Below are 23,341 nucleotides of genomic sequence, written 5' to 3' on the forward strand. Positions count from 1 at the left end.
CGTCAGCAAAAAGTGGACATCTAAGACCTAAAATTTAAGGTAGTGTTTTAAAAATCATTAACTTTAATTATGGCAACATCCAAAAAACCAACTCCAGAGAAATATGTAAAAGATATTCGTCAAAATACAAGACGAATATTTACAGCGGAACAAAAGATTTTAATTGTAATGGAAGCTTTACGAGCAGAAACTTCGATAGCTGAACTTTGTAGAAAATATAGTATTAGTCAATTTTATAAGTGGAATAAAGAATTTCTAGAAGCTGGAAAAAAGCGATTGTCTGGAGATATTACTCGAGAAGCTACAAGTGACGATGTAAGTGAATTACGTAAAGAAAACCATCGTTTAAAAGAGATTGTAGCTGATTTGGTTGTCCGTTATGATATCGTAAAAAAAACCTTGAACTCGTTGGATTAAAAACAAAATTCAAGAAATATATGCGATTATCAGCAAGTGAAAAACACGAAATTATACAGATTGTAACTCGCTCTGAAATTGGAGTTAAACGTACTTTAGAGGAGTTCGGAATTGCACGGAGTACCTTCTATAAATGGTACTGAAATTATTTAGAAAATGGATTTGAAGGTTTAGAATCAAAAAATTATTCAACCCATCGAAAATGGAATAGTATACCTGATTCTCAGAAGGATTTAATTGTAGAATTAGCGTTGGATTATCCTGAATTATCTGCTAGAGAATTGGCTTGTAAAATGACCGATGAATTAGGAATTTATATTTCAGAATCGAGTGTTTATAGAATATTGAAGCAGAGAGATTTAATTCCATCACCTAATCATATTTTAATTTCAGCAGCAAACGAATTTAAAGATAAAACCAATTTTGTTCATCAAATGTGGCAGACTGATTTCACTTATTTTAAAATTATAGGATGGGGATGGTATTATTTAAGCACAATTTTAGACGATTACAGCCGATATATTATTCATTGGGAATTATGTAGTTCGATGAAGGCAGAAGACGTAAAAAGAACTGTAAAAACAGCGATTGAAAAAGCTAAATTAAAAGCGAAACAGAAACCAAAATTACTATCAGATAATGGCCCTTGTTATGTGTCAAGTGAATTAAAAGATTACTTGAAAAATACGCAAAAAATGGAGCATGTTAGAGGTAAACCACTACATCCACAAACCCAAGGGAAAATCGAAAGGTATCACAGAACGATGAAAAATGTAGTGAAATTAGATCACTATTACCATCCTGATGAGCTGATTGAAGCCTTGAATAAGTTTGTAGAAAACTACAACAATTGCAGGTATCATGAGGCTTTGAACAATCTTACGCCTTCGGATGTGTATTTTGGTCGAGCAGATAAAATTTTAGAACAAAGAGCAATTATTAAACAACAAACAATTGCAAAAAGAAGGCAATTGTATTATCAAGAAAAAATAATAAATTTATAAACCAAACACTCTCTTAATTTTTAGAAAGAGGTGTCTCATTTATTTTGACAACATACAGGGATATCTATCAAATTCAGAAAATTTGATATTGGTTCTTAAGGAGTCATCGAATCGTATAAAAATGTATGAAATTGAAAGGACAGTAGTCGTAAATAAATAGAATTTAGAATATACATATTTTCTTATAAATAAGCAGTATACATTGTATGATATAATTGCACTGAATATTATCCAATAAATAAAACTAAAACTGTGATATTCTGAAATACTTTTCCTTAAAAGAAATGAATTGCTTAACTGATTATCTAAAAATGGGAAAAGTATATAAACAATAATTAGAATTGTACATATACCTTTAATCCAAATATTGTTATCTTTTAGATAATTAAGTGCGTCATTATTAGGCATAAATTAGAATTTTTGCTAATTTACAATAAGTATTTTAGGCATATATAATTATGTTTAAATTTTAAAAAATCCTCAACTATGAGTTGAAGATTTATATTCTTAAAACTTCCTTTTCTGTAAGATAAATAATAAAACTATCACAAGGATCAAAGCGTTATCTTTTTCTGCGCGTTGGATGGATTTCTTGAATAATCTAATTTTTCGATACTATTTTACAGAAATTCTATTTTCGTTTAGAAGTAATTGATCTTGCTTGACCATTGATAAAATCACTTGATCTAAAATATTATTGATTTGGTTTCCGACTTTTAAGAAGCCAAAAGCTTTTGCTGTTAATTTGATTAAATCTTCCTTATTTAAACTAATGTTAGCTTCCATAATTTCTTGTATCGCAATAGCTATTTCTTCTGGAGCAATATCCTCGATAGTTCTTTTTTCAATTGTATTATCACGATAATTTTTTAGCTCTTGTGGTTGTTGTGCTGATACCCAATAAAAATCTTGATGACCTTCAGTTATTACCACTTCAGGAATTGAAACTACTATATCCGATAAATAGTTATTCAGTTTTGAACCTGCTCTTGAAGTATTCCATAATTTTAAAATCTTTTTAAACAATAAAGATTTACTTATTGGAGCTTCTACAGTTATGATTTCCTTCATTTGATTTAGAATTACAGGTCTATTTTCCATATAATAGATGGATTCTGAATTCGCAAAATCAATAGGTTCAACAACAGCTGATTGATAAGGCACTATTAATTTACTTCCTGCTTTCTCCTCTACTAAAAGATTTGATTGAGGAATTTCTTTCAATTGAATTTCTTGTACTACTGGATTAGGTTCTACAATTTTATTTTCTTGAATATCAATAATTAGTTGCTTTATTTCCTTTATGCATTTTTCTTTGTTCTTTAACCAATCTAAAGTCCATATACGATAGATGTTCCAGCCTAAAGCTTTTAAAACATTAGGTGCTAATAATTCACGATCATTCGTTGTATTAATATCGTTGTAATTCTCTCCATCTACTAGAATCCCTAGAATATACTCTTTATTATTCTCAGGATTAATAATACCTAAATCTACTTTATAATTTGAAGTTCCAATGTATTTATTTACCTGTAAACCATTATCTATTAAAGCCTTTTCAATCGCATCTATTAACGTGATTTTATTTGCTTGAGAGCTATTCTTCTGTAAGATATAATTCCCTTTTTCAGCAAAATTCAAGAATTCTTTTAAACCTTTTACCCCTTCGGATTTTGTACGATTTAAATCAATTTGATCTCCTTTAAGTGTAGAGAATACTTTCATTTCATATCGTGCTCTTGTTACAGCTACGTTTAATCTTCTCCATCCACCATCTCTATTTAAAGGACCAAAATTCATTGCAATTTTACCTTCTTCATCCGGACCGTAACAAATTGAAAAAAGAATAATATCCCTTTCATCACCTTGTACATTTTCAAGATTCTTAATAAAAATCGGTTCTTCATTTTTCAAAGCAAACTCCTCTAATTGTGGATAATCTTGAAATAATTTTTGTAATAAATCATCAATTAATTCTTGTTGTACCTGACTAAAAGTTACCACCCCTAATGATTTCTTATTTCCTGATTGAAGATGCTTTTTGATGTATTCAACAATGGCTAAGGCTTCATTTTTATTGGTACGTGTTTCCCCTTTATCATAAAAACCCTTAATGTGTTCAAAAGTTACCTTTTGATTTAGGTCATCTGGCGATGGAAACGTTAACAATTTACTGTTGTAAAAGTTCTTATTACTGAACGATATTAAACTCTCGTGTTTACTTCTATAATGGCGTAATAAGTGATTCGATGGAATTGATAAAGCTAGAGTATCTTCTAAAATACTTTCTAGATCTTCTAATTCCATATTTTCTTCATCTATTTTATTTGAAGCAAAGAAGCTTGTTGGAGGCATCTGTTTTGGATCTCCTACAATTATTGCTTGTTTTGCTCTCGCTAATGCACTAATAGCTTCTGAAGTTGGTAATTGTGAAGCTTCATCAAATATGACTAAATCGAAATGATCTTGCTTCACATCAAAATATTGAGCAACCGAAATTGGACTCATCAACATACAAGGTTTTAACCTTGGAATTAATGTTGGAATTTGATCGAATAATCTACGAATTGTAATTCCTCTTCCTTTACTTCGAATCGCTTTTTGTAAAATACCTATTTCAGAACTCTGTGCCGCTTCCAACGAAAGATTTGGAATTTTAGCACTTAGTTGTGCTACCAATTGCTGTTTAGATAATTCCGTATATTGTTGGTGAATTTCTTTGTATTGTTTGATTAATGATTCATATATATCTGCATCAAAATGATTCAGTTCATCAGAAGAATATATGGATTGTATAAAATGATTTAAACGAATAACTTTTTCAAATTCTTGTTCGGCATTATTTGAATCAATTACACCTTCATTTATTTTATCAATAAACCAGCTGGTATCAATTTCATTCGCCTTCTCTTCATAACTTCTAAATTTAAGCCATTCATCTAAGCCATCAATATGCTTTATAATATTCAATAACTCATCTTCATTCGGAATTTGCTCTAGATAATTTAATAACGACTTTTTATTCGTTTCGTTTGTTTCAATTTTATGAATTACATTTTCAATATCATTTTTAAACTCAGCATTTAGAATGATTTCCTTTAACCAATAGATCGCATTATCTTTTGATAATTTACTTGATAAACCAACAAATTCTTGTACTATATCTAAATCTTGTTTGATTTTATCTTTATTAATTCGATTACTTGATTTATACTTCTCTAGTCTAATGTCAAAAACATTAAATTTTTCATCTTTTAAATTCTTTGATTGATTTTTCAGTTCATCGAGATTAGAAAATAATTGATCTATACGAGTGGAATCATTTATTTTATTCGAAGAAAATCCTTGTAAAATACCTTTAACTTTTCTTTGCTTTAACCATTTCGGAATAAACCACGTATGTTTCGATTGATTCCATAACATTTGAATTTCTTCGTAATTAAAATCAATAATTTTCGGATTAAATTCTTGTGTGATTGAATCTGAAGTTTTAGCGATAGATTCATTAATTTTTACCCATTCATTTAAGTGGCTCTTTTTTACCTCATCTACAGCGAAGTCAATTAAATCAGTATTAATATCATTATTCTGGATAAATTTTATGATTGATAAGTATATTTCAATTTCTGTGTCCTCTATTTTATACTTCTCCATTAATGCATTCTTTTCACTTGTAGAATGCATAAAATTTTGAATAACTGACGTGATATTTATTTTTAAATCAAATTGATTATTTTGATTCTTGATATATTTTAATGGATGTTGATTTGGAATCCCAATTTTACTTATTACCGAATCAAATGCAGTAATCCAACTTTGCCACTCATTCCATTTATTTAAGTTTAAAAGATCAAAATTAATCGGAACACGTAACTCATTAGAAAATTGAATTTTATAATATTCTAAATACGAAATTGTATCATAAATACTCCACCCAATTGTATTTTTTTCGTGAAGTTTAATTACATATTGATTCAATTCTTTACGTTTCAAATCTAAACGATTAGCTTCCTCCAAAAAACTCTCATTCGTTTGATATTTTGGAACATCTAAAGTTCTTTCAAATTGTTGTAAAACATCTGATTTCTTCGATTTATTAGAATGTAATTCTAGGCAAAAAGGTCCTAAACCTATATTTTCTAAACGAGTATGTACAACATCTAATGCTGCTTTTTTTGCAGCTACAAAAAGCACTTTTTTATTATTCGCTAATGCATCAGCAATAATATTTGTAATCGTTTGTGATTTCCCTGTTCCTGGAGGTCCGTGTAAAATAAAAGTTTTATTTTCATTGGCGTTCTTAACCGCATTTAATTGGGAATTATCTGCTGAAATAGGTAGAATTAAAGAAGATGTAGGTAAATGTTCTAACTCCAATTCATTCCCTTCAACACTTTGCAGTGATGAAGATAATTTACCATCGATTAAACTTTTAACGATTGAACTTTTCTCTATTTCTTCCGAATATTTTGAAATATCCTGCCACAGAATTAATTTATTAAACGAAAAAATCCCTAATACTGTTTGCTCTAAAACATCCCAACCTTCTAAAGACATTACCGCATTTCTAATTAACGCTAAAACTTTAGGTACATCAACCCCAAAATCATCTGTTGGTAATGTTTCTAAGCTGTTTAAATTTAATTTATATTCTTGCTTCAAGTATTCTAACAATGTTATATTAATCATTGTTTCTTCCTCTCTACTTCGCAAAGTGTATTTTGAATTTGCAGACTTACGCGATAATTCTACCGGAATTAATAAAATAGGAGCATAACGTGGATGGAATTTATTTTTAGGTTCAAACCATTTCAATAATCCAATCCCTAAGTATAATGTACTTTTCCCATTCTCTTCTTCGGCTTGTTTAGACGATCTATATAAGTTTGTAAGGATTTTATCTAAATCATCATTATGATAATAAGTCAATAATCGACCATAATTAAATTCGTCATCCGCAAGTTTAAATAATGGATCTGATGAATGCAAAGGAGCATTATAAACATTATATCGTCGAGTAATCGGAAGATTATTATCTGGTTGAATGATATAACTTTTACCATCTGCTAAATTATCCTCTAAAAGATGTGACTTCAAATCGATAATCTGAAGCATGCTTTTAGTAAAGCGAATGTTTAAAAGATTATTTCTTAACGATAAATCAAGTAATTTACGCTCCCATATTTTTTGCTTGGTTAAGTTAGATAAATCTGTTAATTCTAAATCATCGTATGAAATTCCTAAGTCAAAATCTTCATCTACCTCATTATTCTTAGTTTCGTTGGAAAAATGTAGATTACTGATAATCGGTTTAATATCTGATTTTAATGATAAAGGTTGTATCCCATAGGATCTTGTATTTTTTACATCTATTGATAATATAAAATTATCATCTTCTAACAACTGTTTCTCTGCGTTGTCCATTGCCTGTGAAAATGGAATATCATTTCCTTTACAAAGATTCGTGGTTTCAATTAAAGCTAATTGTTTAATGCCTTTAGCCATTCTTTTCGTTAGAGCAGTTACATCGAGATTAATCATCCCATCAAAACGCTTATCTTCTAACCAAACACCAACAAATGCGTGTCCAGAAGTGATGACTATAATTGGATTAAGATCTACAGCTTCTAAGATTGAAGCGAATAATAAAGATAAATCTATGCAATTTCCAAATTTTGTATTTATGACTTTATCTATTAAACGTATTCTTTGACCAGATTTTTCAAAACTCGACGGCATAGCACTGTACACTATTTGATGATTTTGAATTGTTTTATAGATTGCTGAAATAACTTGTAGAACCCTTTCTTTATTTTGAGATTGATATCCTTCAAATTGTGTAAAATTTTCGTTGGACTCGAGTATTTTAATTACTTCTGTTTTTAAACTATATACCAAATCGTGATTAGGGAAAATATAAGATGATAATAAATGTGGATAAACTTGAAGACCACCAAAAAAATCAATAGGTAATACTACTATAGTAAAATCATATTGAATTAGTACTTTATCATAACAAAAAACCTCAACTATAATTTTATCTAAATCTTTCTCTGACAAACTTTTTAATAAAGGTAGATTATATTTAAAATCTAATTCTTTGAAAGTTAATATTTCGTTTTCTTGTATTTTATCTTGGTTAATTATATAATCTTCAAAAAGGTTGAAAGTAGATTTTATAACTATTTTAATATTTTCTTTTTCTTCTCCTGTATTTTCTAATCTAATATTTTGGATGAAATTCAGTCTATTTGAAACGAAAGTATAATTAATAAAAGAATGATTTTCTATATTAAAATTAAGTTTAGGTTCTTGTTGCATTATAGGTTTTGTTAAGTGATTTAGGTAATTGTAAATATATTAAAAAAGTAAAATATAACTAACTAATTATCAACGGTATCTTTCAATGTTTATATCCTTAAACTTATAACTAATTAAAAGTATTTAATATACTAATATAATTTATTGCATTTAACAAAATCTCAACTCAAATAATCCAGATTGTACACCTGATCGAAGAAGGAGAGTTACACCTCTTAACAAACCAAAACATCCAGGATTAAAACCTCACAAACATAAGCCTGGTGATTAAAAAAGAATCCCCTTAATCAAATTGATCAAGGGGATTGTTTTTAGTTTTCTACTAATACAGTATTTACTTGAGGTATAGAAATTGATTTACTTTTAGGAACAATTAATTGTCTCATTTTTGCTTTATTTCTGATATGTTGTGAGATTTCATACGTTAGGTCTTCGTAATTGTCATATCCTGTTCCATTATCGTAATAAAACAATTTAATAGATTTACAATTCTCATTTTCAAACAGCATATTTAGCATCGTTCTATCCGACAAACCACAAGAATGACCTAAAATGAAAATTTGATATTCATCGCTATTAATAAACCTTAACAGGTTATGGTAATTATTGGTTTTAAAATACCAAAATGATTTGATGAATTTTAAAAATGCTTTATTTTTCTCTAACTCCATTAAATTATAAACTTCGTCTAATTCATCTCCGAATCCAAAAATAATTGGATTATGAATATTATTTAATTGGCCGTTTATATAATTTACTTTATACTTTTTAGGATTAATGTTATGTGTTGAATCTTTAAAATATTCTTCAACAGTTGAAGTATAATTAAAATTTAAGATTAATGTATCTTTTGGTGTTATACCTGGGTTATCTAAAGCTTGTACAAAGTCATCTTGATCTAATTGAGTATCAAAAATTGATAAAAATTCGCTATTTAAATGTGTAGGTTGTAGTTCAGTTAAATAAAGTTCTAAGTACCTAGTTATTTCGCTTAGAGAATTGTTTAAATTCTTTAATTCAATATCCCTATCTTTTTTTAAATTAAAAACCTCTTTTAGAATCTCATAATAGTCATTTTCTACTTCAACCCAAGTATTTATTGAGCATTTCCCTAATAATATTCTTAGAAATTTAGATTTAATTTTAACTTCAAAAGGATTAATAACACCATGATATTCAGTATTTATAGTTTCGTTTTCACAATTTGAAAGATTTGTATTATATAATAAATCAATATAATTATCAATTGTTTTAAAATGTTGAAATGCTCGATGATAATTTGTGCTTTTTACAGATATTAAATCATCTTCATAAGTAGAAAATTCAACTGATTCTAATAAAGCTCGTTTTAAATACCATTTTATAAAATCATTATAGCTTGTTTTTAAGCCGTGTGCTAAATCGAAACCATTACCAATTAAAATTATTCTATTCATACTTTTATTAACAACTAAATTGTTAGTTATAAATATAAAAAATATTATCTTTTATTCAATATTAACTTCTCTTATCCTTCATTTCAGCTGAAATGGATATGACATTCATCATTTAGCGTAAACGAGAGCGTACACGTTCGGTATAATACTTTTCAATTTCGGATGCTGATAGGTTGGTTGTGATGTGCATTTTTATGTAACCTATACTACGAGCTGAAATTAGAGATTTTGTCGACACCCTAATCGATTTGTAATTTTGGGTGTCGATAGGGTGTCTGATGAAATACATTTAGATGGATAAAATGGAAATGTATTGCATAAAAAAAACCTCTATTTCGTTAAAAATAGAGGTTTTTGAATCAACTTTGTTTAAAGTTGCGGAGAGTGAGGGATTCGAACCCCCGGAGGTGTGACCCTCAACAGTTTTCAAGACTGCCGCATTCGACCACTCTGCCAACTCTCCAATCACGCGGTGTAGTGCGTTATTGATGGTGCAAATATAAGCCCATTACATTGGGTTTTGCAAGTGTTTTAATCACTTTTTTTAAAAGTTTTTCTTAACTAAAACATATTCAGTTGAATAAATTTTAAAATAATTTAAAATTCTTTTTCCGTAAGGTATTTCCAGAACCGTTTTGGCAATAATTGCACGTGTAATTTGGTGTTTTTACGTGCTGGTATGTTTGCTGATTTAAAATAACCTTTCCATAAGTGTTGATATTGTTCTTCCGTAGGTTCGAAGGACTTTAGGATTGAATTATTTTGTTTTGGAGCAAATTCTAAATGTATTGGCACAACTTGCTCTTCAATTTTAGAGTAAAGAAGGCCAGTTTTACGTACCAAATCATAAATTATCCAATCTTGATCTGCATATCTATTTTTAAAATGATTTAAAATCAGTGGCAATATATTATATTTAGGTTCTACAGTTGAATAAAATGTACCATCAGGTAATTCTTCAAAACGAATAAAAGCCTCAAAATGATGTTTTTCTCGGTTTACTTTTCGCTGCATCTGAGCTAAGTACAACACATGTTCATTCCCGAAGTTAGTTTCTACTTCTATTGGAGAGTCAATTACATATCTTACAAATTCAAAAATGTGTTGAAAAGCTTCTGGTTGTTCCGAAAGAAAAGTGCAATATAAATTTCGCCAACCTTGTTTTGATAATTTTTCTTTCAATTTTATCTTTACTCGGTTTGCTTTTTCTTCATCCGTAATAACATCATGTGTTTCATCAAACATCGTCGGCATAAAATCACGCTCAGACCAAACTTTAATTGAATTTGGTTTCCTGTTATAAAAATCAAAAACTAGTGTGAATAGACCGTCTAAACTTCCATCAAAAACATAATTCTCCATTATACGAATAATTGAAGTTGATTAGGATTATTTTTTAAATATTTACTTTGCGAATTACTCAATATTTTATTTTTAATCTGAGTAGGCATTAACTCAAAACGTTGGTATTGATCATCTTCACAGCGCATAAAATAACGTGCACGATTATATGCAATTCCTAAACTTTTTAGTTGGTATGTTCTGATTTTACCAAATCGTCTTGCCGCAATTATTTTCTTAGCTGACTTTACTCCTATACCTGGAATACGAAGAATTTGATGATAATCTGCTGTATTAATATCAATAGGAAATTGGTCTAAATTGCGTAAAGCAAAGCTTAGTTTAGGATCAATATCTGTATCTAAATGAGGATTTGATTCATTTAAAATTTCGTGTACATCAAATTGGTAAAATCGCATTAACCAATCGGTTTGATACAGACGATTTTCTCGTAGTAATGGTGGCTGAGTTCCTATGGATGGTAGCAATTGATCATTATGATTGATGGGAATAAAACCAGAATAATATACTCGTTTTAGACTATAATCTTTGTAATATTGATTTGCAGTTGTCATAATCTGGAAATCATTTTCTGGCGTGGCACCAATTACCATTTGAGTGGATTGACCTGCGGGAACAAATTTTGGAACTGATTTAATTAATTTTTTTTCGTCTTTAAATTGAATCATTTTATGATTCACGAAATCCAATGGTTTTTTAACATCTTCATGTGATTTATCTGGAGCAACGAGCTTTAACCCTTCTTCTGTTGGCATTTCAAGGTTAATAGACATACGATCGGCATATAAACCAGCTTCTGTTAAGAGTTCCTCAGATGCCCCTGGAATAGTTTTAAGATGGATATAACCATTAAAATTATGTTCTAAACGTAATTTTTTAGCAATTCGAACCAAACGTTCCATTGTAAAATCCGCATTTTTAAAAATACCTGAGCTTAGAAAAAGACCTTCGATATAATTCCTACGGTAAAAATTTATTGTTAAATCTACAACTTCTTCTACCGTAAATGCAGCACGTTGCACATCATTACTCTTACGAGAAACACAAAATGCACAATCATATATACAATGATTAGTTAATAGAATTTTTAAAAGAGAGACACATCTACCATCTTCTGTATAGGTATGGCAAATCCCTGATGCTTTAGAATCACCTAAACCTTTGTTGGTATTTTTACGATTTCCTCCACTCGAAGAACATGAAACATCATACTTTGCAGCATCTGCTAGAATGTTCAACTTTTCACTTACTCGGTCAAAATTCATCTCTTAAAATTTTTGCATAGCAAAAATAAAAAGTCGATTGGCCAAGATGTGTCGCTTTAAATGTTAAGAAATATGATTATTTATTTAAAATTTTTTGATTGATGTTCTTCTTCCATGGTAAAATAAGACAGTCCAACTTTCATCGACCATTTGTTTATGCCAAATGCGTCTAGACTCTTGACCTGCTTTACCATCTACATCATTCTTGAAAGCCATATCGTATTTAAGATAGCTTAATTGAGGTAAATTATCTGCACCATAAAAAATAATATCTTCTTCATCCGCAATCCAGAAAACAATTTGATGAGGGACATGGCCCCCTACTTTTTCAAACTGAACTCCAGGTATAATTTCACCTTTTGTTTCTCGCAAATAGTTGACTTGTGGATGATATTGTAACCCTTTTACAATATCATTTTTGTAAGAAGCATTTTCTTGTTGAGCCATTGCATATATCATTTCATCTTCATGAATATAGATTTTTGCATTCGGAAAATAAACCTCAACCTTTCCATTAATTATTTTTCCAATTCCACCGATATGATCTTTGTGTAAATGCGAAATTAAAATTTTAGTAATTGCAGTAGCATAGAATCCTATTTCTTCTATTCGTTGAACTAAAGCTGACTTCCCTTCTACATGATAACCAAAGCCTGCATCAATCAATATTAGTTCATCATTTAGGTGAATTAAAAAAGGACGAACAGTTAAAACATACCCATTCGCTTCATCAACTAAATCTAAATCATTAACAACATTAAAATCTTTAGATTTGTTAACTTGGTATTGTATTTCTCTTAATGGATAAATCTTAATCATTCTTACTTTTTTACGACAAAATGCGCGCAAAAATACGTCCGATATTTATAATATCTTAAAATAATTATTGATATATTTTATACAATAATGAAATATTAAGATAATGTGATGTTATTATTTTGGTTTAACCACTATGTTACATTCCGTGAAGTTTATAATTTTTCTTTAAATAGATTACCCATAATGAAATACTAAAGCACATACTAATAAGTGTGACCCATCCTAATCCTTGTACATAATTTGCCCATCCTAATGTACCTATCATCATTCCTAAAGCTCCTAAAGCCGTACCAGAAAAATTGATAATAGATGCTGCACCACCCGAATTCATATTTTTTTGGCCTAATAATATATTAGATGAAAATGCTCTAAGAAAACCATTACTAAATGTAACAGGAGCAAAAGCTATTAAAAACAAATAGGGAGAAATTTTACCAATTGTTAAAATCAATATTCCTGAAATTACAATTAATGAAAAGGAAATTTGAATAATTTGGTTAGGTAATAATTTCTTTCTGACGGCTAAATAAACATTAGGACCTACCAATAATAGTAATGAATTAACAGCAAAAAATAAACTATACTCCGTTTCGGAAAGATTAAACCATTCAATATAAATATATGAACTGATGGCTAAGAATGACATATAAATAATAGATGTTCCTGCCATAGATAGCATAAAAGTCATAAATGGTTTATTAACCACAATTTCTTTTAAAGAAAAAATACTTTGAAAAACATTCCCTTTTAATCTATCTCCTTTACTTAATGTTTCTGTCACAAATAGACTAATTATAAATGAAAAACATGCGACAATTGCCAATACATCAAATGTAACATGCCAAGAATAATGCTTAATAATTTGAGCGCCTATAAGTGGTGCTATAGTTGGCGCAAATGCACCTAGCATTTGTAAAAGTGCAATTATCCCGGGTCTATCTTCGTCCGAGAAACTATCTTTTACCATTGCCATAGATACAGAAATCATTCCTCCTGCTCCTATTGCTTGCGTTATTCTAAAAAATATCAACATATCTATTGATGTAGCAAAAGAACACAAAAGTGAGGAAAGCCCATAAATAAATATACCTGATAGTAAAATTGGTTTTCTTCCTATCTTATCACTTAAAGGCCCTATGAATAACATACCTATCGCAAAACTGATAAAGAATCCGACTAAAGTATAATTTAAAATACTAGACGTAGTATTAAAATCTTTTAATAGTGTAGGAAATGCAGACAAATATAAATCAGTAGACATTGGTCCAGTCATGTTCAACATAAAAATCAAAAAGATTAAACCTTTTCGACCTAATTTATATTGTGGTGTAATTAATTCTTTTGGCATTGTATAAAAGTAATATTTAAATTTTATAGCAATAAAAAAAACCTCAACTTTCGATGAGGTTTTTTTTATTATAATTAAGAGTAAAAAGAATTATGCTTCTTCTTCCTCCTCGTCTTCTTGCATTGTGTGGTAAACGTGGTTAACATCCTCGTCTTCATCAAATTTTTCTAGTAATTTTTCAATGTCAGCTTTTTGCTCTGGTGTTAACTCTTTAGTTGTTTGAGGAATACGCTCAAATTCAGAAGAAATCATTTCATAACCGTTTTCTTCTAAAGATTTAAAAATAGTTCCATAATTTTCAAACGGAGCAATTAAAACAATTCCATCTTCATCTTCGAAAACTTCTTCTACTCCAAAATCAATCATTTCAAACTCTAACTCCTCCATATCAAAAGAAGCTGGTTTTTGAATTTTGAAATTACAAATATGGTCAAACATAAACTCTACAGATCCTTGCGTACCCAATTGTCCATTACATTTACTAAAGTATGAACGTACGTTAGCTACTGTACGGTTATTATTATTTGTTGAAGTTTCTACCAACATTGCAATTCCATGAGGTCCGTAACCTTCAAAAATAATTTCTTTATAGTTTTCCGTATTTTTATCAGAGGCTTTCTTTATTGCACGCTCTACATTATCCTTAGGCATATTTGCCGCTTTCGCATTTTGGATAACTGCACGTAACTGAGAATTTGCATGTGGATCAGGACCGCCAGCTTTTACAGCCATAACAATATCTTTCCCGATTCTAGTAAACGCTTTAGACATTGCAGCCCAACGTTTCATTTTACGTCCTTTTCTAAACTCAAAAGCTCTTCCCATTGATTTATATTTTATTGTTGCAAATTTATTGTTTTAACAAAAAAAATCCAAGAACTAATCCTTGGATTTTAATAGTTTATTTTAAACCATGATATTTTAACATAGGTTCAACAGAAGCTTCCTTTCCACGGAATTTTTTGTACATCTCTGTATAATCTTCTGAATTCCCTCTAGAGAATACTTTATCACGTAGAATTTGTCCGTTTTCTCGCGTTAATCCTCCATTTTCTTGTAACCATTGGAAGGCATCATGATCTAACATTTCTGCCCATAGATATGCATAATATCCTGCTGCATAACCTCCTCCAAATACATGACTAAAAAATGTTGAACGGTAACGTGGAGGTACAGCTTTTAAAGCTGTATTATTTTTAACTAATGCTTCTTGTTCAAATTTTTCTGCATCTGTTAATTTTTGATCTGCCCCAATTGTATGCCATGACATATCTAATGCTGATGCAGATAAAATCTCTGTTAAAGCATATCCTTTATTAAAGTTTTTTGCTTTCTCCATTTTATCAATTAATGCATCGGGCATTACATCTCCGGTTTTATAATGCTTTGCATAATTCTTTAAAACTTCTGGATAAGTTGCAAAATGCTCATGGAATTGTGAAGGAAATTCGACAAAATCACGTGCTACATTTGTTCCAGATAATGAAGGATATTTTTGTGTTGCAAATAATCCGTGTAAGGCGTGTCCAAATTCGTGGAACATTGTAATTGCATCATCAAAAGTAATTAAAGTAGGTTGACCTTCTGGAGCTTTCGTATAGTTACAAACATTGTAAATAACTGGTTTTTGATTTAATAAAGTAGATTGTTCTACAATATTACTCATCCACGCTCCACCTTGTTTAGAATCACGTTTAAAGAAATCCACATAGAATAATCCAATTGGTGTTTTATCTTCGTTAAACAATTCATATACGCGCACTTCTTTGTTCCAAGTTGGGATATCTTTACGCTCTACGTATGTCATACCATATAATTTGTTTGCCATAAAGAAAACACCGTTTTCTAAAATTGACCAAACTTCTAAATATGGTTTAATTTCATTTTCGTCTAAGTCGTATTTTGATTTTCTTATTTTCTCAGCATAATAATTCCAATCTGCTGCTGATAATTCAAAAGGAACCTCTTCTTGGTTAATTAAATTTTGAATTTCTTCTGCTTCTTTTTCAGCCATTTTTGTTGAAACGGAAATCATATCGCCCAAAAATGTATTTACTGCTTCCGGCGTTTTAGCCATTTGAGATTGTAATGACCATTGTGCAAAATTCTCATAACCTAATAATTTTGCTTTCTCAGCGCGCTTATTTGCAATATCTAAAATTGTTTGTCGCGTATCGTTTGTATCTCCCTTAGAAGTACGATTCCAAGCCGCATCATACAATTTCTGACGTGTTTCTTTCTTGTTTAGAGTTTGTAATTCTGGTTGCTGTGTCGTATTTAATAAAGATACTTTATATGTTCCATCTTCTTGTTTTAAAGCATCTAAATCTTGCTGAGATAAACCTTCTAGTTCTTCTTTAGAAAAGACAACACCACCAGATTTAGTCGCATTCATTAATTGGTTTCCAAACTTTGTATTTAAAGATGCAATTTCTTCATTTACTTTTTTCAGTTTTTCTTTTTCAGCATCAGGTAAATCAGCACCTGCTAAAACAAATTTTTGATGATATTCTTCTAATAAACGATTAGATTCTGTATCTAGATTTAGTTGTTCTTTTTGGGTGTATAAAGTTTTTACTCTATTATATAATTGAGTATTCAGATATATAGCATCATTATGTGCTGCAAATTTAGGAGACAACTCTTCTTCTACTGCTTGTAATTCGTCATTAGTTTCTGTTCCTGTTAAAACATTAAAACTAGATGAAACTCTGCCTAATAATTGACCCGATTTTTCTAATTCTACTAATGTATTCTCAAAAGTTGGTGCTTCTGTATTGGTAGCAATTATTTTTATTTCTTCTAACTGCTGACGCATACCTTCTAGTAAGGCTGGTTTAAAGTCGGAAGTTTTAAGTTTACTAAAATCTGTTGTACCATATGGTAGTGAACTTTCTGCATAAAAATAATTTGTTTCATCCCAAGATCCTCCTTCAGATTTTGAACATGAATTCATTAGAAGTGTTGAGCCTACTAACATTCCAAAAAATAATTTCTTTTTTAACATTTATACTTTCTTTGCCCTAAAATTAGCCTTTTATATTGAACTTCGATTTATCTCTAAATAAATATTAATATTAGAGATAAAAACTATTCTCATATTTATAGTTGTTAAACTAGTTAATTCTGCGTAAATTAATGGCAATTAACACACTAATAATTAAATATTTTGAATAATAAATTTATCACGACTTTATTATTTTTTTTCCTTTCAATCTCTTGTTTTTCTTTTTCTAAGTTTGAAACTGAAAAAAGATTCTATAACCAAGAATTTGAAACAATCTATATAGATATCGTTAAAAAAGTTGATCATATTATCCTTTCTGATGAAGTATTGGATGAAATTAATGCTGCCATTCTTGTAACAAAAAACAACGATTATTATCAAAATAAGCTATCTCAAACTTTATTGCGGTATTATTTTTTAAAAAATGATCTTAAGTCTTACTTAGCGCTTTATAGAAATCTTATAAATAAAACTGAAATAGAGAGTCATCTTTCATACATTGAGGTATTGAATTATTTACATTCTTTTTTCAACCAGTTTGCATTATATGAGGAAAGTGAAAAGATAATGTCTAAAATACAAGCGTATAATAAAAAGCTACCTTATAATGAGAAGATATACATAGAGTCTATTATTTCTTTAAATAACAACATTCGAATAAAAGGTAATTCTATTGATGTTCAGCGGAATAAAATCTTAGAAAGCATTAATTATTTAGAGAAAATTCAAGAAGTTTTTTCTCCTACAAAATATAATTTACTATTAGCGGATCGGTACAATTTATTGGCCATAACTTATATAGAAGAAAATAATAATTCAATTAATTTAGACCATTGCATTTCTACCTTTAAGAAAGCCATTAGATATAATAATCATATCAATTATTATATGAGTGCATTAATTTATTCAAACTTAGCATATGTCTATAATTTAAAAAAAGAATATAATACTGCTATTTATTATGGTCTAAAAGCCATGGATTTGACTAAAAACATGCCATCAGAAACGACTCTAAATAGACGAATACATTGTAACTTAGCAGATAGCTACAATTTATTAAATAAGACAAATGAATTTAAGAAATCTTATCAACTTTGCGATTCTTATCTAAAGAATTATGAAAAAAGTAGAGCAGGTATCCTTATTTTACTTCCAAAAGAAAAAAATAAAAGTATCGAAGAAACTCCAACATCATCTAATAATAAATTGATTTATATAATTTCTGGCGTTATAATTTTGCTCTTAAGTTTTATCATTATAAAACGTATAAAAATTCAAAATTTTAAAAAAGAGTAATTTTAAACAACACAAACAAACTTATATAGTTAAAAAAATACTTTTTACACAGTAGTTCAACTAGATTATATATTAACTTTTAAAATGAAATGAGTTAAATTAATTACCTTTGAATCTTTATTTGAATAAAAATTTACTTTTGAATTTAGAAGAACTTAAATATATATTATCCGAATCGGTAGAAGCTTTACCAGGTTGGGATTCTCATGAGAAATTATCACCTCCATACCGTGAGAATTATGATCTAGAAATGATCAAAAGAACTAATCCGCGTGTAGCATCAGTAATGATACTTTTATATGAAAATGAAAACGGTGATATTGAATTTCCTGTAACTATGCGACTTGCATATGAAGGAGCACATTCTAGTCAGTTTTCTTTACCCGGAGGTCAATATGAAGAGTTAGATATAACGCTAGACCAAACGGCTATACGAGAAACTGTTGAAGAATTGGGTGTATTTGAAGATGATATAGAAGTTGTAAAACAATTGTCTGAAATTTATATTCCACCAAGTAACTTTTTAGTCTATCCATTTATTGGCGTTTTTAACGGACAACCACATTTTGTACCTCAAGAAGATGAAGTACAATATATTATTCCTTTAGATTTAGAAGCTTTTTTAGAAGCTGAACCTGAAACATTTGTGAAAGAATTTTCTGGACATAGTATTGATGTTCCTGGATATAATATTGGCGATGAAGAATATCTATGGGGAGCAACTGCTATGATCTTAGAAGAATTTAAAGATGTAATTAAATTACATTTAAATCTGTAATCCTAAAATAAAAAAAATTGACTCAAAAAGCATCTAAAAAAACAATATTTAGAGACGTTTTTGGACATTTATATTTCCTGAAGCGTTCCTTAATTTTCTTACTAGGTTCCTTTACCTATAACAGATACAATGGTTTTAATAAACTAAAAGTTACAGGGACTAAAAATTTGGTAGACTTACCTTCTCAGAACGTGTTATTTGTATCTAATCATCAAACTTATTTTGCAGATGTATTTGCAATGTATCACGTTTTTTGTAGTGTAAAAAATGGTTTTATCGATACCATTAAAAATCCGGTTTACTTATTAAATCCTAAAATTGATTTTTACTATGTAGCGGCAGAAGAAACTATGAAAGACAATGTGCTTACAAAACTTTTTGCTTATACAGGTGCGGTTACTGTAAAAAGAACATGGCGTGCAAAAGGAGAAGATGTTAATAGAAAAGTAGATTTAACTGAAGTTTCTAATATTGATAAAGCCTTAAATAATGGTTGGGTTGTTACTTTTCCACAAGGTACTACCAAAGCATTTGCACCAGGACGCCGTGGTACTGCACATTTAATTCGTAAAAATAAACCTATTGTAATTCCTGTTGTAATTGATGGATTCCGTCGTGCTTTTGATAAAAAAGGTCTAAAAATAAAAAAGCGTGGTATTAATGCAACCATGACTTTTAAAAAACCGTTGGATATTGATTATGAAAATGAATCGTCTAACGATATCATGAAAAAAATAATGGATGCGATAGAACAGTCTCCAGAATTTAATAAAGTTCTTACCATTGAAGATATCTTAGAACAAAATAAAGATAAATCTTTAGATGATTATTTAAATGAAGATGATGACGAAGATGAAATCATTGAAGTTGAAGATCAATCTAACGAAAATTCTATCGAATTAAATAAACATAAAGAATAATTCCACCTCATTAAGTAAATGAAAAAAGTACATTTTATTGCAATTGGTGGTAGCGCAATGCACAATTTAGCCATTGCTTTACACGAAAAAGGATACCAAGTCACAGGATCTGATGATGCCATCTTTGAACCATCTAGAACAAGATTAGCACAACGCGGAATTCTTCCAGAAGAATTAGGATGGTTTCCTGAAAAAATAACTACAGATCTAGATGCTGTAATTCTAGGAATGCATGCACATGCAGACAATCCGGAGATGCTAAAAGCACAAGAACTAGGGATAAAAATTTATTCTTATCCTGAATATTTATATGAGCAATCTAAAGATAAAACGAGAGTTGTAATTGGAGGATCTCACGGAAAAACCACTATAACATCAATGGTTTTACATTGTCTACATTATCATGATATTGATGTAGATTACATGGTAGGTGCACAATTGGATGGTTTTGATGTTATGGTAAAATTGACAGATGAAAACGAATTTATCATCATGGAAGGTGACGAATATTTATCTTCTCCCTTAGATAGACGCTCTAAGTTTTTATTGTATCAACCAAATATTGCGTTAATTTCTGGTATAGCTTGGGATCATATCAACGTTTTCCCAACGTTTGAAAATTATAAAGAACAGTTTTCTAAATTTATCAATAGTATTGTAAATGGTGGGGCTTTAATTTATAATCAAACAGATAACGATGTTGTTGAGGTCGTAGAAAATACGGAACGTGCCTTAAAGAAATTTCCATATACTATTCCTGCATCTACAATTGTTGATGGTATTACATATCTAGAAACAGACAATGGTCCACTACCTTTGGAAGTATTTGGAGCGCACAATTTAATGAATTTAGAAGGTGCACGTGCAATTTGCAAACAATTAGGAATGATGGATGACGATTTTAATGAAGCTATTCAATCATTCAAAGGAGCATCTAAAAGATTAGAACTAATCAATAGAACGCCGGATTTTGTAGCATACAAAGATTTTGCACATGCCCCGAGCAAAGTTACTTCGGTAACGAATGCCGTAAAAGAGCAATACCAAGACAAAACCGTCGTGGGTTGTTTAGAAATCCACACCTATTCTTCTTTGAATCCAGAATTCCTTGTTCAATATAAAGGAGCTTTAGACAAAGCAGATATCAAAATTGTAAATTATGATCCTGAAGCTTTAAAAATAAAGCGTATGGAAATGATTTCTCCAGAAGATATAAAAAAAGCTTTCGGTGACGATTCTATACTAGTATTTACATCTTCTACAGATTTAAGAACATACTTAGATGAAATTGATAAATCAAATAAAGTATTTCTAATGATGAGTTCCGGAAATTTTGGAGGAATGGATTTAAATGAGGTTTTTAAAACTAATTTTTAAAGATTTAAAGTATTGATAACTAGTGTATCTACTTTGTCATTTTGATAATATAAATCATAAATTTTAATTTTTTTTTAAATAAAAGTTAAAATTTATGATAATTAATTAAAATATTTAGCTATTTTAGAAAATATTAAGAATTAAGAATAAATATAGGCTAACTGGTTTTGTTTCACCTCTTAATTAAATTTTGAAAGCGCAAAAAAGCTGTAAGTTCACTTACAGCTTTTTATTTTTATTCTAAAAATAGAATTTATAAGTTATTATTTACCAAACGAATCAGAGAATTTAATCATTCCTTCTATCTCTACTTCAGACCATGTTTTCGTTATTCCATCCGGACCTTTATGAAGTTGTTCGCATGCCATGTTTAAAGCTTCTACGGCTTCATTAGCTTTAAAATCTGCTAAATCTACAACCGTATTTATTGTGAATACATGATTCTCAAATTTAGAAGTAACTTCATACTTTTTAGACACATTATTCAATGTAAATGTTATATAAGTTTTACCATCTTTAAAGTTAATGGTCCCCAGAATATCTGACGTATTTTCCATCGCTCCAAATAAAACCATTCTAAGCTTACTATCTCTATCACTTGCGCCAGAATTTATAGAAGATACCGCCACTCTTACTTTAGCCCCTTCTAATACTTCTTCTGGTGTATTTCCTTCTTTTGTATCCATTACCTGAACGGCATCAAAATTTCCAGAAACACCAACCTTCTCTGTTGTTTTAAATCCTGTCCATTTTACATTAGAACTTTGGATAACTCCTTCAATTATTTCTGAAGCTTCTTCTTGTGATACCACAACCTCAGTTTCTAAAGGCAAATCCTCAACATTTTCTTTTTTATTATCGTTACAGCTATACATTGCTGTTGCAGCTATCGCTAAAAGTATAATTATTTTTTTCATATCGAATATAGTCAGGCTAAGTTACAATTTCGATCGTAATTAATCTATTGATATTTGTCAACTTCTGCCTACAAAAATTATAAATCAGATAGTTTAAATTACCTTTGTAAAATGGTAAAACATATATTAAATACATTATTGATAATAATTTGTCTTCCATTTATACTTCTATATGAAGTGTATTGTACAATTTATAAATACAGAAAATAAAATTATATATTAAATGACTCAACGTATTATCGGTATAATGGGTGCTCTTCCGGAAGAGATAAATGGAGTAGTTAACCTATTACAGCATAAAGAGGAATATAAAATTGGCAAGAGAACTTATTATACAGGCACAATAAACAATCAGAAAGCAGTTGTGGTCTTTTCTCGTATAGGAAAAGTGGCTTCTGCAGCTACTGTTTCGACTTTAATTTTAAAATTCAATATTACGGAATTAATTTTTACAGGCGTTGCAGGCGGAATCTCTCCTCATCTAAAAATTGGAGATATTGTGATTGGTACAGATTTAGTACAACATGATATGGATGCATCTCCCCTTTTTCCTCAATTCGAAATTCCATTAATAGGAAAATCGATATTTAAATCTGATTCAAAATTAATTGAAAATGTGAAAAATGCTGTTCAACATATTTTCGAAAATGAATATTTGCATCAAGTTATATCAGCCGAAGATTTAAAAAAATTTAATATTCATTCGCCTAAACTCTATACAGGTTTAATTGCATCAGGAGATTTATTTTTTAAAGATCAACTTCAAAAAGATCATCTGATTTCTCATTTTCCAGAAACGCAATGTGTTGAAATGGAGGGTGCGGCTGTTGCGCAAGTTTGCTATGAATTTGGAATTCCATTTGTAATTATCCGAACAATCTCAGATGATGCAGATCAAAATTCAGTGGTTGATTTTACAGAATTTACAGTGAAAGTTTCGAATATATATTCGATAGAAATAGTGAAGAACATCATCAAATAAAAAGTCCTTTAAAAAGGGCTTTTTTTATGATGCACACATTAATAAAATACATATAATTTAAAATGAATAATAAATTTATGTAATTTTTGATT

At 29.5% G+C, this 23,341-nt stretch carries 14 protein-coding genes, 1 tRNA gene and 2 pseudogenes; 6 read left to right on the top strand and 11 right to left on the bottom strand.

Annotated elements, in window-relative coordinates:
- Window positions 1–69: 69 nt before the first annotated feature.
- Window positions 70–1,421, top strand: a pseudogene (locus IM532_RS02940) (IS3 family transposase).
- Window positions 1,422–2,036: 615 nt separating this feature from the next.
- Here IM532_RS02940 and IM532_RS02945 read toward each other — a convergent pair.
- The 10 genes and pseudogenes from IM532_RS02945 to IM532_RS02985 form a co-directional block, all read right to left on the bottom strand.
- Complete coding sequence (locus IM532_RS02945) at window positions 2,037–7,742, bottom strand: DUF3320 domain-containing protein (RefSeq protein ID WP_194181963.1); 5,706 nt, start codon at window positions 7,740–7,742, stop codon at window positions 2,037–2,039.
- Between the two features lie 311 nt (window positions 7,743–8,053).
- On the bottom strand, window positions 8,054–9,178 hold the full coding sequence (locus tag IM532_RS02950) for an AbiH family protein (RefSeq protein WP_194181964.1): 1,125 nt from the start codon (window positions 9,176–9,178) through the stop codon (window positions 8,054–8,056).
- A gap of 112 nt (window positions 9,179–9,290) precedes the next feature.
- Window positions 9,291–9,374, bottom strand: a pseudogene (locus tag IM532_RS13665) (ATPase); the annotation flags it as partial.
- 182 nt (window positions 9,375–9,556) lie between these two features.
- A tRNA-Ser gene (locus tag IM532_RS02955) sits at window positions 9,557–9,641 on the bottom strand.
- Window positions 9,642–9,775: 134 nt separating this feature from the next.
- Window positions 9,776–10,540: a TIGR03915 family putative DNA repair protein gene (locus tag IM532_RS02960; RefSeq protein WP_194181965.1), complete on the bottom strand. Its 765-nt coding sequence runs from the start codon at window positions 10,538–10,540 to the stop codon at window positions 9,776–9,778.
- On the bottom strand, window positions 10,540–11,805 hold the full coding sequence (locus tag IM532_RS02965) for a putative DNA modification/repair radical SAM protein (protein WP_194181966.1): 1,266 nt from the start codon (window positions 11,803–11,805) through the stop codon (window positions 10,540–10,542). Before IM532_RS02965 ends, IM532_RS02960 begins: the two co-directional genes overlap by 1 nt.
- An 84-nt stretch (window positions 11,806–11,889) precedes the next feature.
- On the bottom strand, window positions 11,890–12,624 hold the full coding sequence (locus IM532_RS02970; RefSeq protein ID WP_194181967.1) for an MBL fold metallo-hydrolase: 735 nt from the start codon (window positions 12,622–12,624) through the stop codon (window positions 11,890–11,892).
- Between the two features lie 136 nt (window positions 12,625–12,760).
- Window positions 12,761–13,972, bottom strand: a complete 1,212-nt coding sequence (locus tag IM532_RS02975; protein WP_194181968.1) for a Bcr/CflA family efflux MFS transporter — start codon at window positions 13,970–13,972, stop codon at window positions 12,761–12,763.
- A gap of 90 nt (window positions 13,973–14,062) precedes the next feature.
- On the bottom strand, window positions 14,063–14,797 hold the full coding sequence (locus IM532_RS02980; protein ID WP_194181969.1) for a YebC/PmpR family DNA-binding transcriptional regulator: 735 nt from the start codon (window positions 14,795–14,797) through the stop codon (window positions 14,063–14,065).
- Between the two features lie 76 nt (window positions 14,798–14,873).
- The gene (locus IM532_RS02985) at window positions 14,874–16,979 is read right to left on the bottom strand and encodes a M3 family metallopeptidase (RefSeq protein ID WP_194181970.1); all 2,106 of its coding nucleotides are present in this window, start codon (window positions 16,977–16,979) and stop codon (window positions 14,874–14,876) included.
- 162 nt (window positions 16,980–17,141) lie between these two features.
- Here IM532_RS02985 and IM532_RS02990 point away from each other — a divergent pair, with 162 nt between their 5' ends.
- The 4 genes from IM532_RS02990 to IM532_RS03005 all read left to right on the top strand — a co-directional run bounded on the left by IM532_RS02990 (window position 17,142) and on the right by IM532_RS03005 (window position 21,350).
- Window positions 17,142–18,275: a tetratricopeptide repeat protein gene (locus IM532_RS02990; protein ID WP_194181971.1), complete on the top strand. Its 1,134-nt coding sequence runs from the start codon at window positions 17,142–17,144 to the stop codon at window positions 18,273–18,275.
- A gap of 139 nt (window positions 18,276–18,414) precedes the next feature.
- A complete protein-coding gene (locus tag IM532_RS02995; RefSeq protein ID WP_194181972.1) occupies window positions 18,415–19,053 on the top strand; it encodes an NUDIX hydrolase in 639 nt (212 codons plus the stop codon).
- Window positions 19,054–19,070: 17 nt separating this feature from the next.
- Window positions 19,071–19,973: a lysophospholipid acyltransferase family protein gene (locus IM532_RS03000; protein ID WP_194181973.1), complete on the top strand. Its 903-nt coding sequence runs from the start codon at window positions 19,071–19,073 to the stop codon at window positions 19,971–19,973.
- An 18-nt stretch (window positions 19,974–19,991) separates the two neighbouring features.
- Window positions 19,992–21,350, top strand: a complete 1,359-nt coding sequence (locus IM532_RS03005; protein ID WP_194181974.1) for a UDP-N-acetylmuramate--L-alanine ligase — start codon at window positions 19,992–19,994, stop codon at window positions 21,348–21,350.
- Window positions 21,351–21,613: 263 nt separating this feature from the next.
- Here IM532_RS03005 and IM532_RS03010 read toward each other — a convergent pair whose 3' ends face one another.
- Window positions 21,614–22,267: a YceI family protein gene (locus IM532_RS03010; RefSeq protein ID WP_194181975.1), complete on the bottom strand. Its 654-nt coding sequence runs from the start codon at window positions 22,265–22,267 to the stop codon at window positions 21,614–21,616.
- A gap of 223 nt (window positions 22,268–22,490) precedes the next feature.
- Here IM532_RS03010 and IM532_RS03015 point away from each other — a divergent pair, with 223 nt between their 5' ends.
- Window positions 22,491–23,249 (top strand): 5'-methylthioadenosine/adenosylhomocysteine nucleosidase, encoded by a 759-nt coding sequence (locus tag IM532_RS03015; protein ID WP_194181976.1) that lies wholly within the window; start codon window positions 22,491–22,493, stop codon window positions 23,247–23,249.
- The last annotated feature ends 92 nt before the right edge of the window (window positions 23,250–23,341 follow it).

It is taken from the genome of Faecalibacter rhinopitheci (assembly GCF_015234135.1).
GTDB lineage: Bacteria > Bacteroidota > Bacteroidia > Flavobacteriales > Weeksellaceae > Empedobacter > Empedobacter rhinopitheci.

Bases quoted from the DNA above. Each gene is read 5' to 3' on its own strand.
- IM532_RS03010 (WP_194181975.1), bottom strand. From the start codon at position 22,267: ATGAAAAAAATAATTATACTTTTAGCGATAGCTGCAACAGCAATGTAT.
- IM532_RS02985 (WP_194181970.1), bottom strand. From the start codon at position 16,979: ATGTTAAAAAAGAAATTATTTTTTGGAATGTTAGTAGGCTCAACACTT.
- IM532_RS02965 (WP_194181966.1), bottom strand. From the start codon at position 11,805: ATGAATTTTGACCGAGTAAGTGAAAAGTTGAACATTCTAGCAGATGCT.
- IM532_RS02970 (WP_194181967.1), bottom strand. From the start codon at position 12,624: ATGATTAAGATTTATCCATTAAGAGAAATACAATACCAAGTTAACAAA.
- IM532_RS02945 (WP_194181963.1), bottom strand. From the start codon at position 7,742: ATGCAACAAGAACCTAAACTTAATTTTAATATAGAAAATCATTCTTTT.
- IM532_RS02960 (WP_194181965.1), bottom strand. From the start codon at position 10,540: ATGGAGAATTATGTTTTTGATGGAAGTTTAGACGGTCTATTCACACTA.
- IM532_RS02980 (WP_194181969.1), bottom strand. From the start codon at position 14,797: ATGGGAAGAGCTTTTGAGTTTAGAAAAGGACGTAAAATGAAACGTTGG.
- IM532_RS03005 (WP_194181974.1), top strand. From the start codon at position 19,992: ATGAAAAAAGTACATTTTATTGCAATTGGTGGTAGCGCAATGCACAAT.
- IM532_RS03015 (WP_194181976.1), top strand. From the start codon at position 22,491: ATGACTCAACGTATTATCGGTATAATGGGTGCTCTTCCGGAAGAGATA.
- IM532_RS02950 (WP_194181964.1), bottom strand. From the start codon at position 9,178: ATGAATAGAATAATTTTAATTGGTAATGGTTTCGATTTAGCACACGGC.
- IM532_RS02975 (WP_194181968.1), bottom strand. From the start codon at position 13,972: ATGCCAAAAGAATTAATTACACCACAATATAAATTAGGTCGAAAAGGT.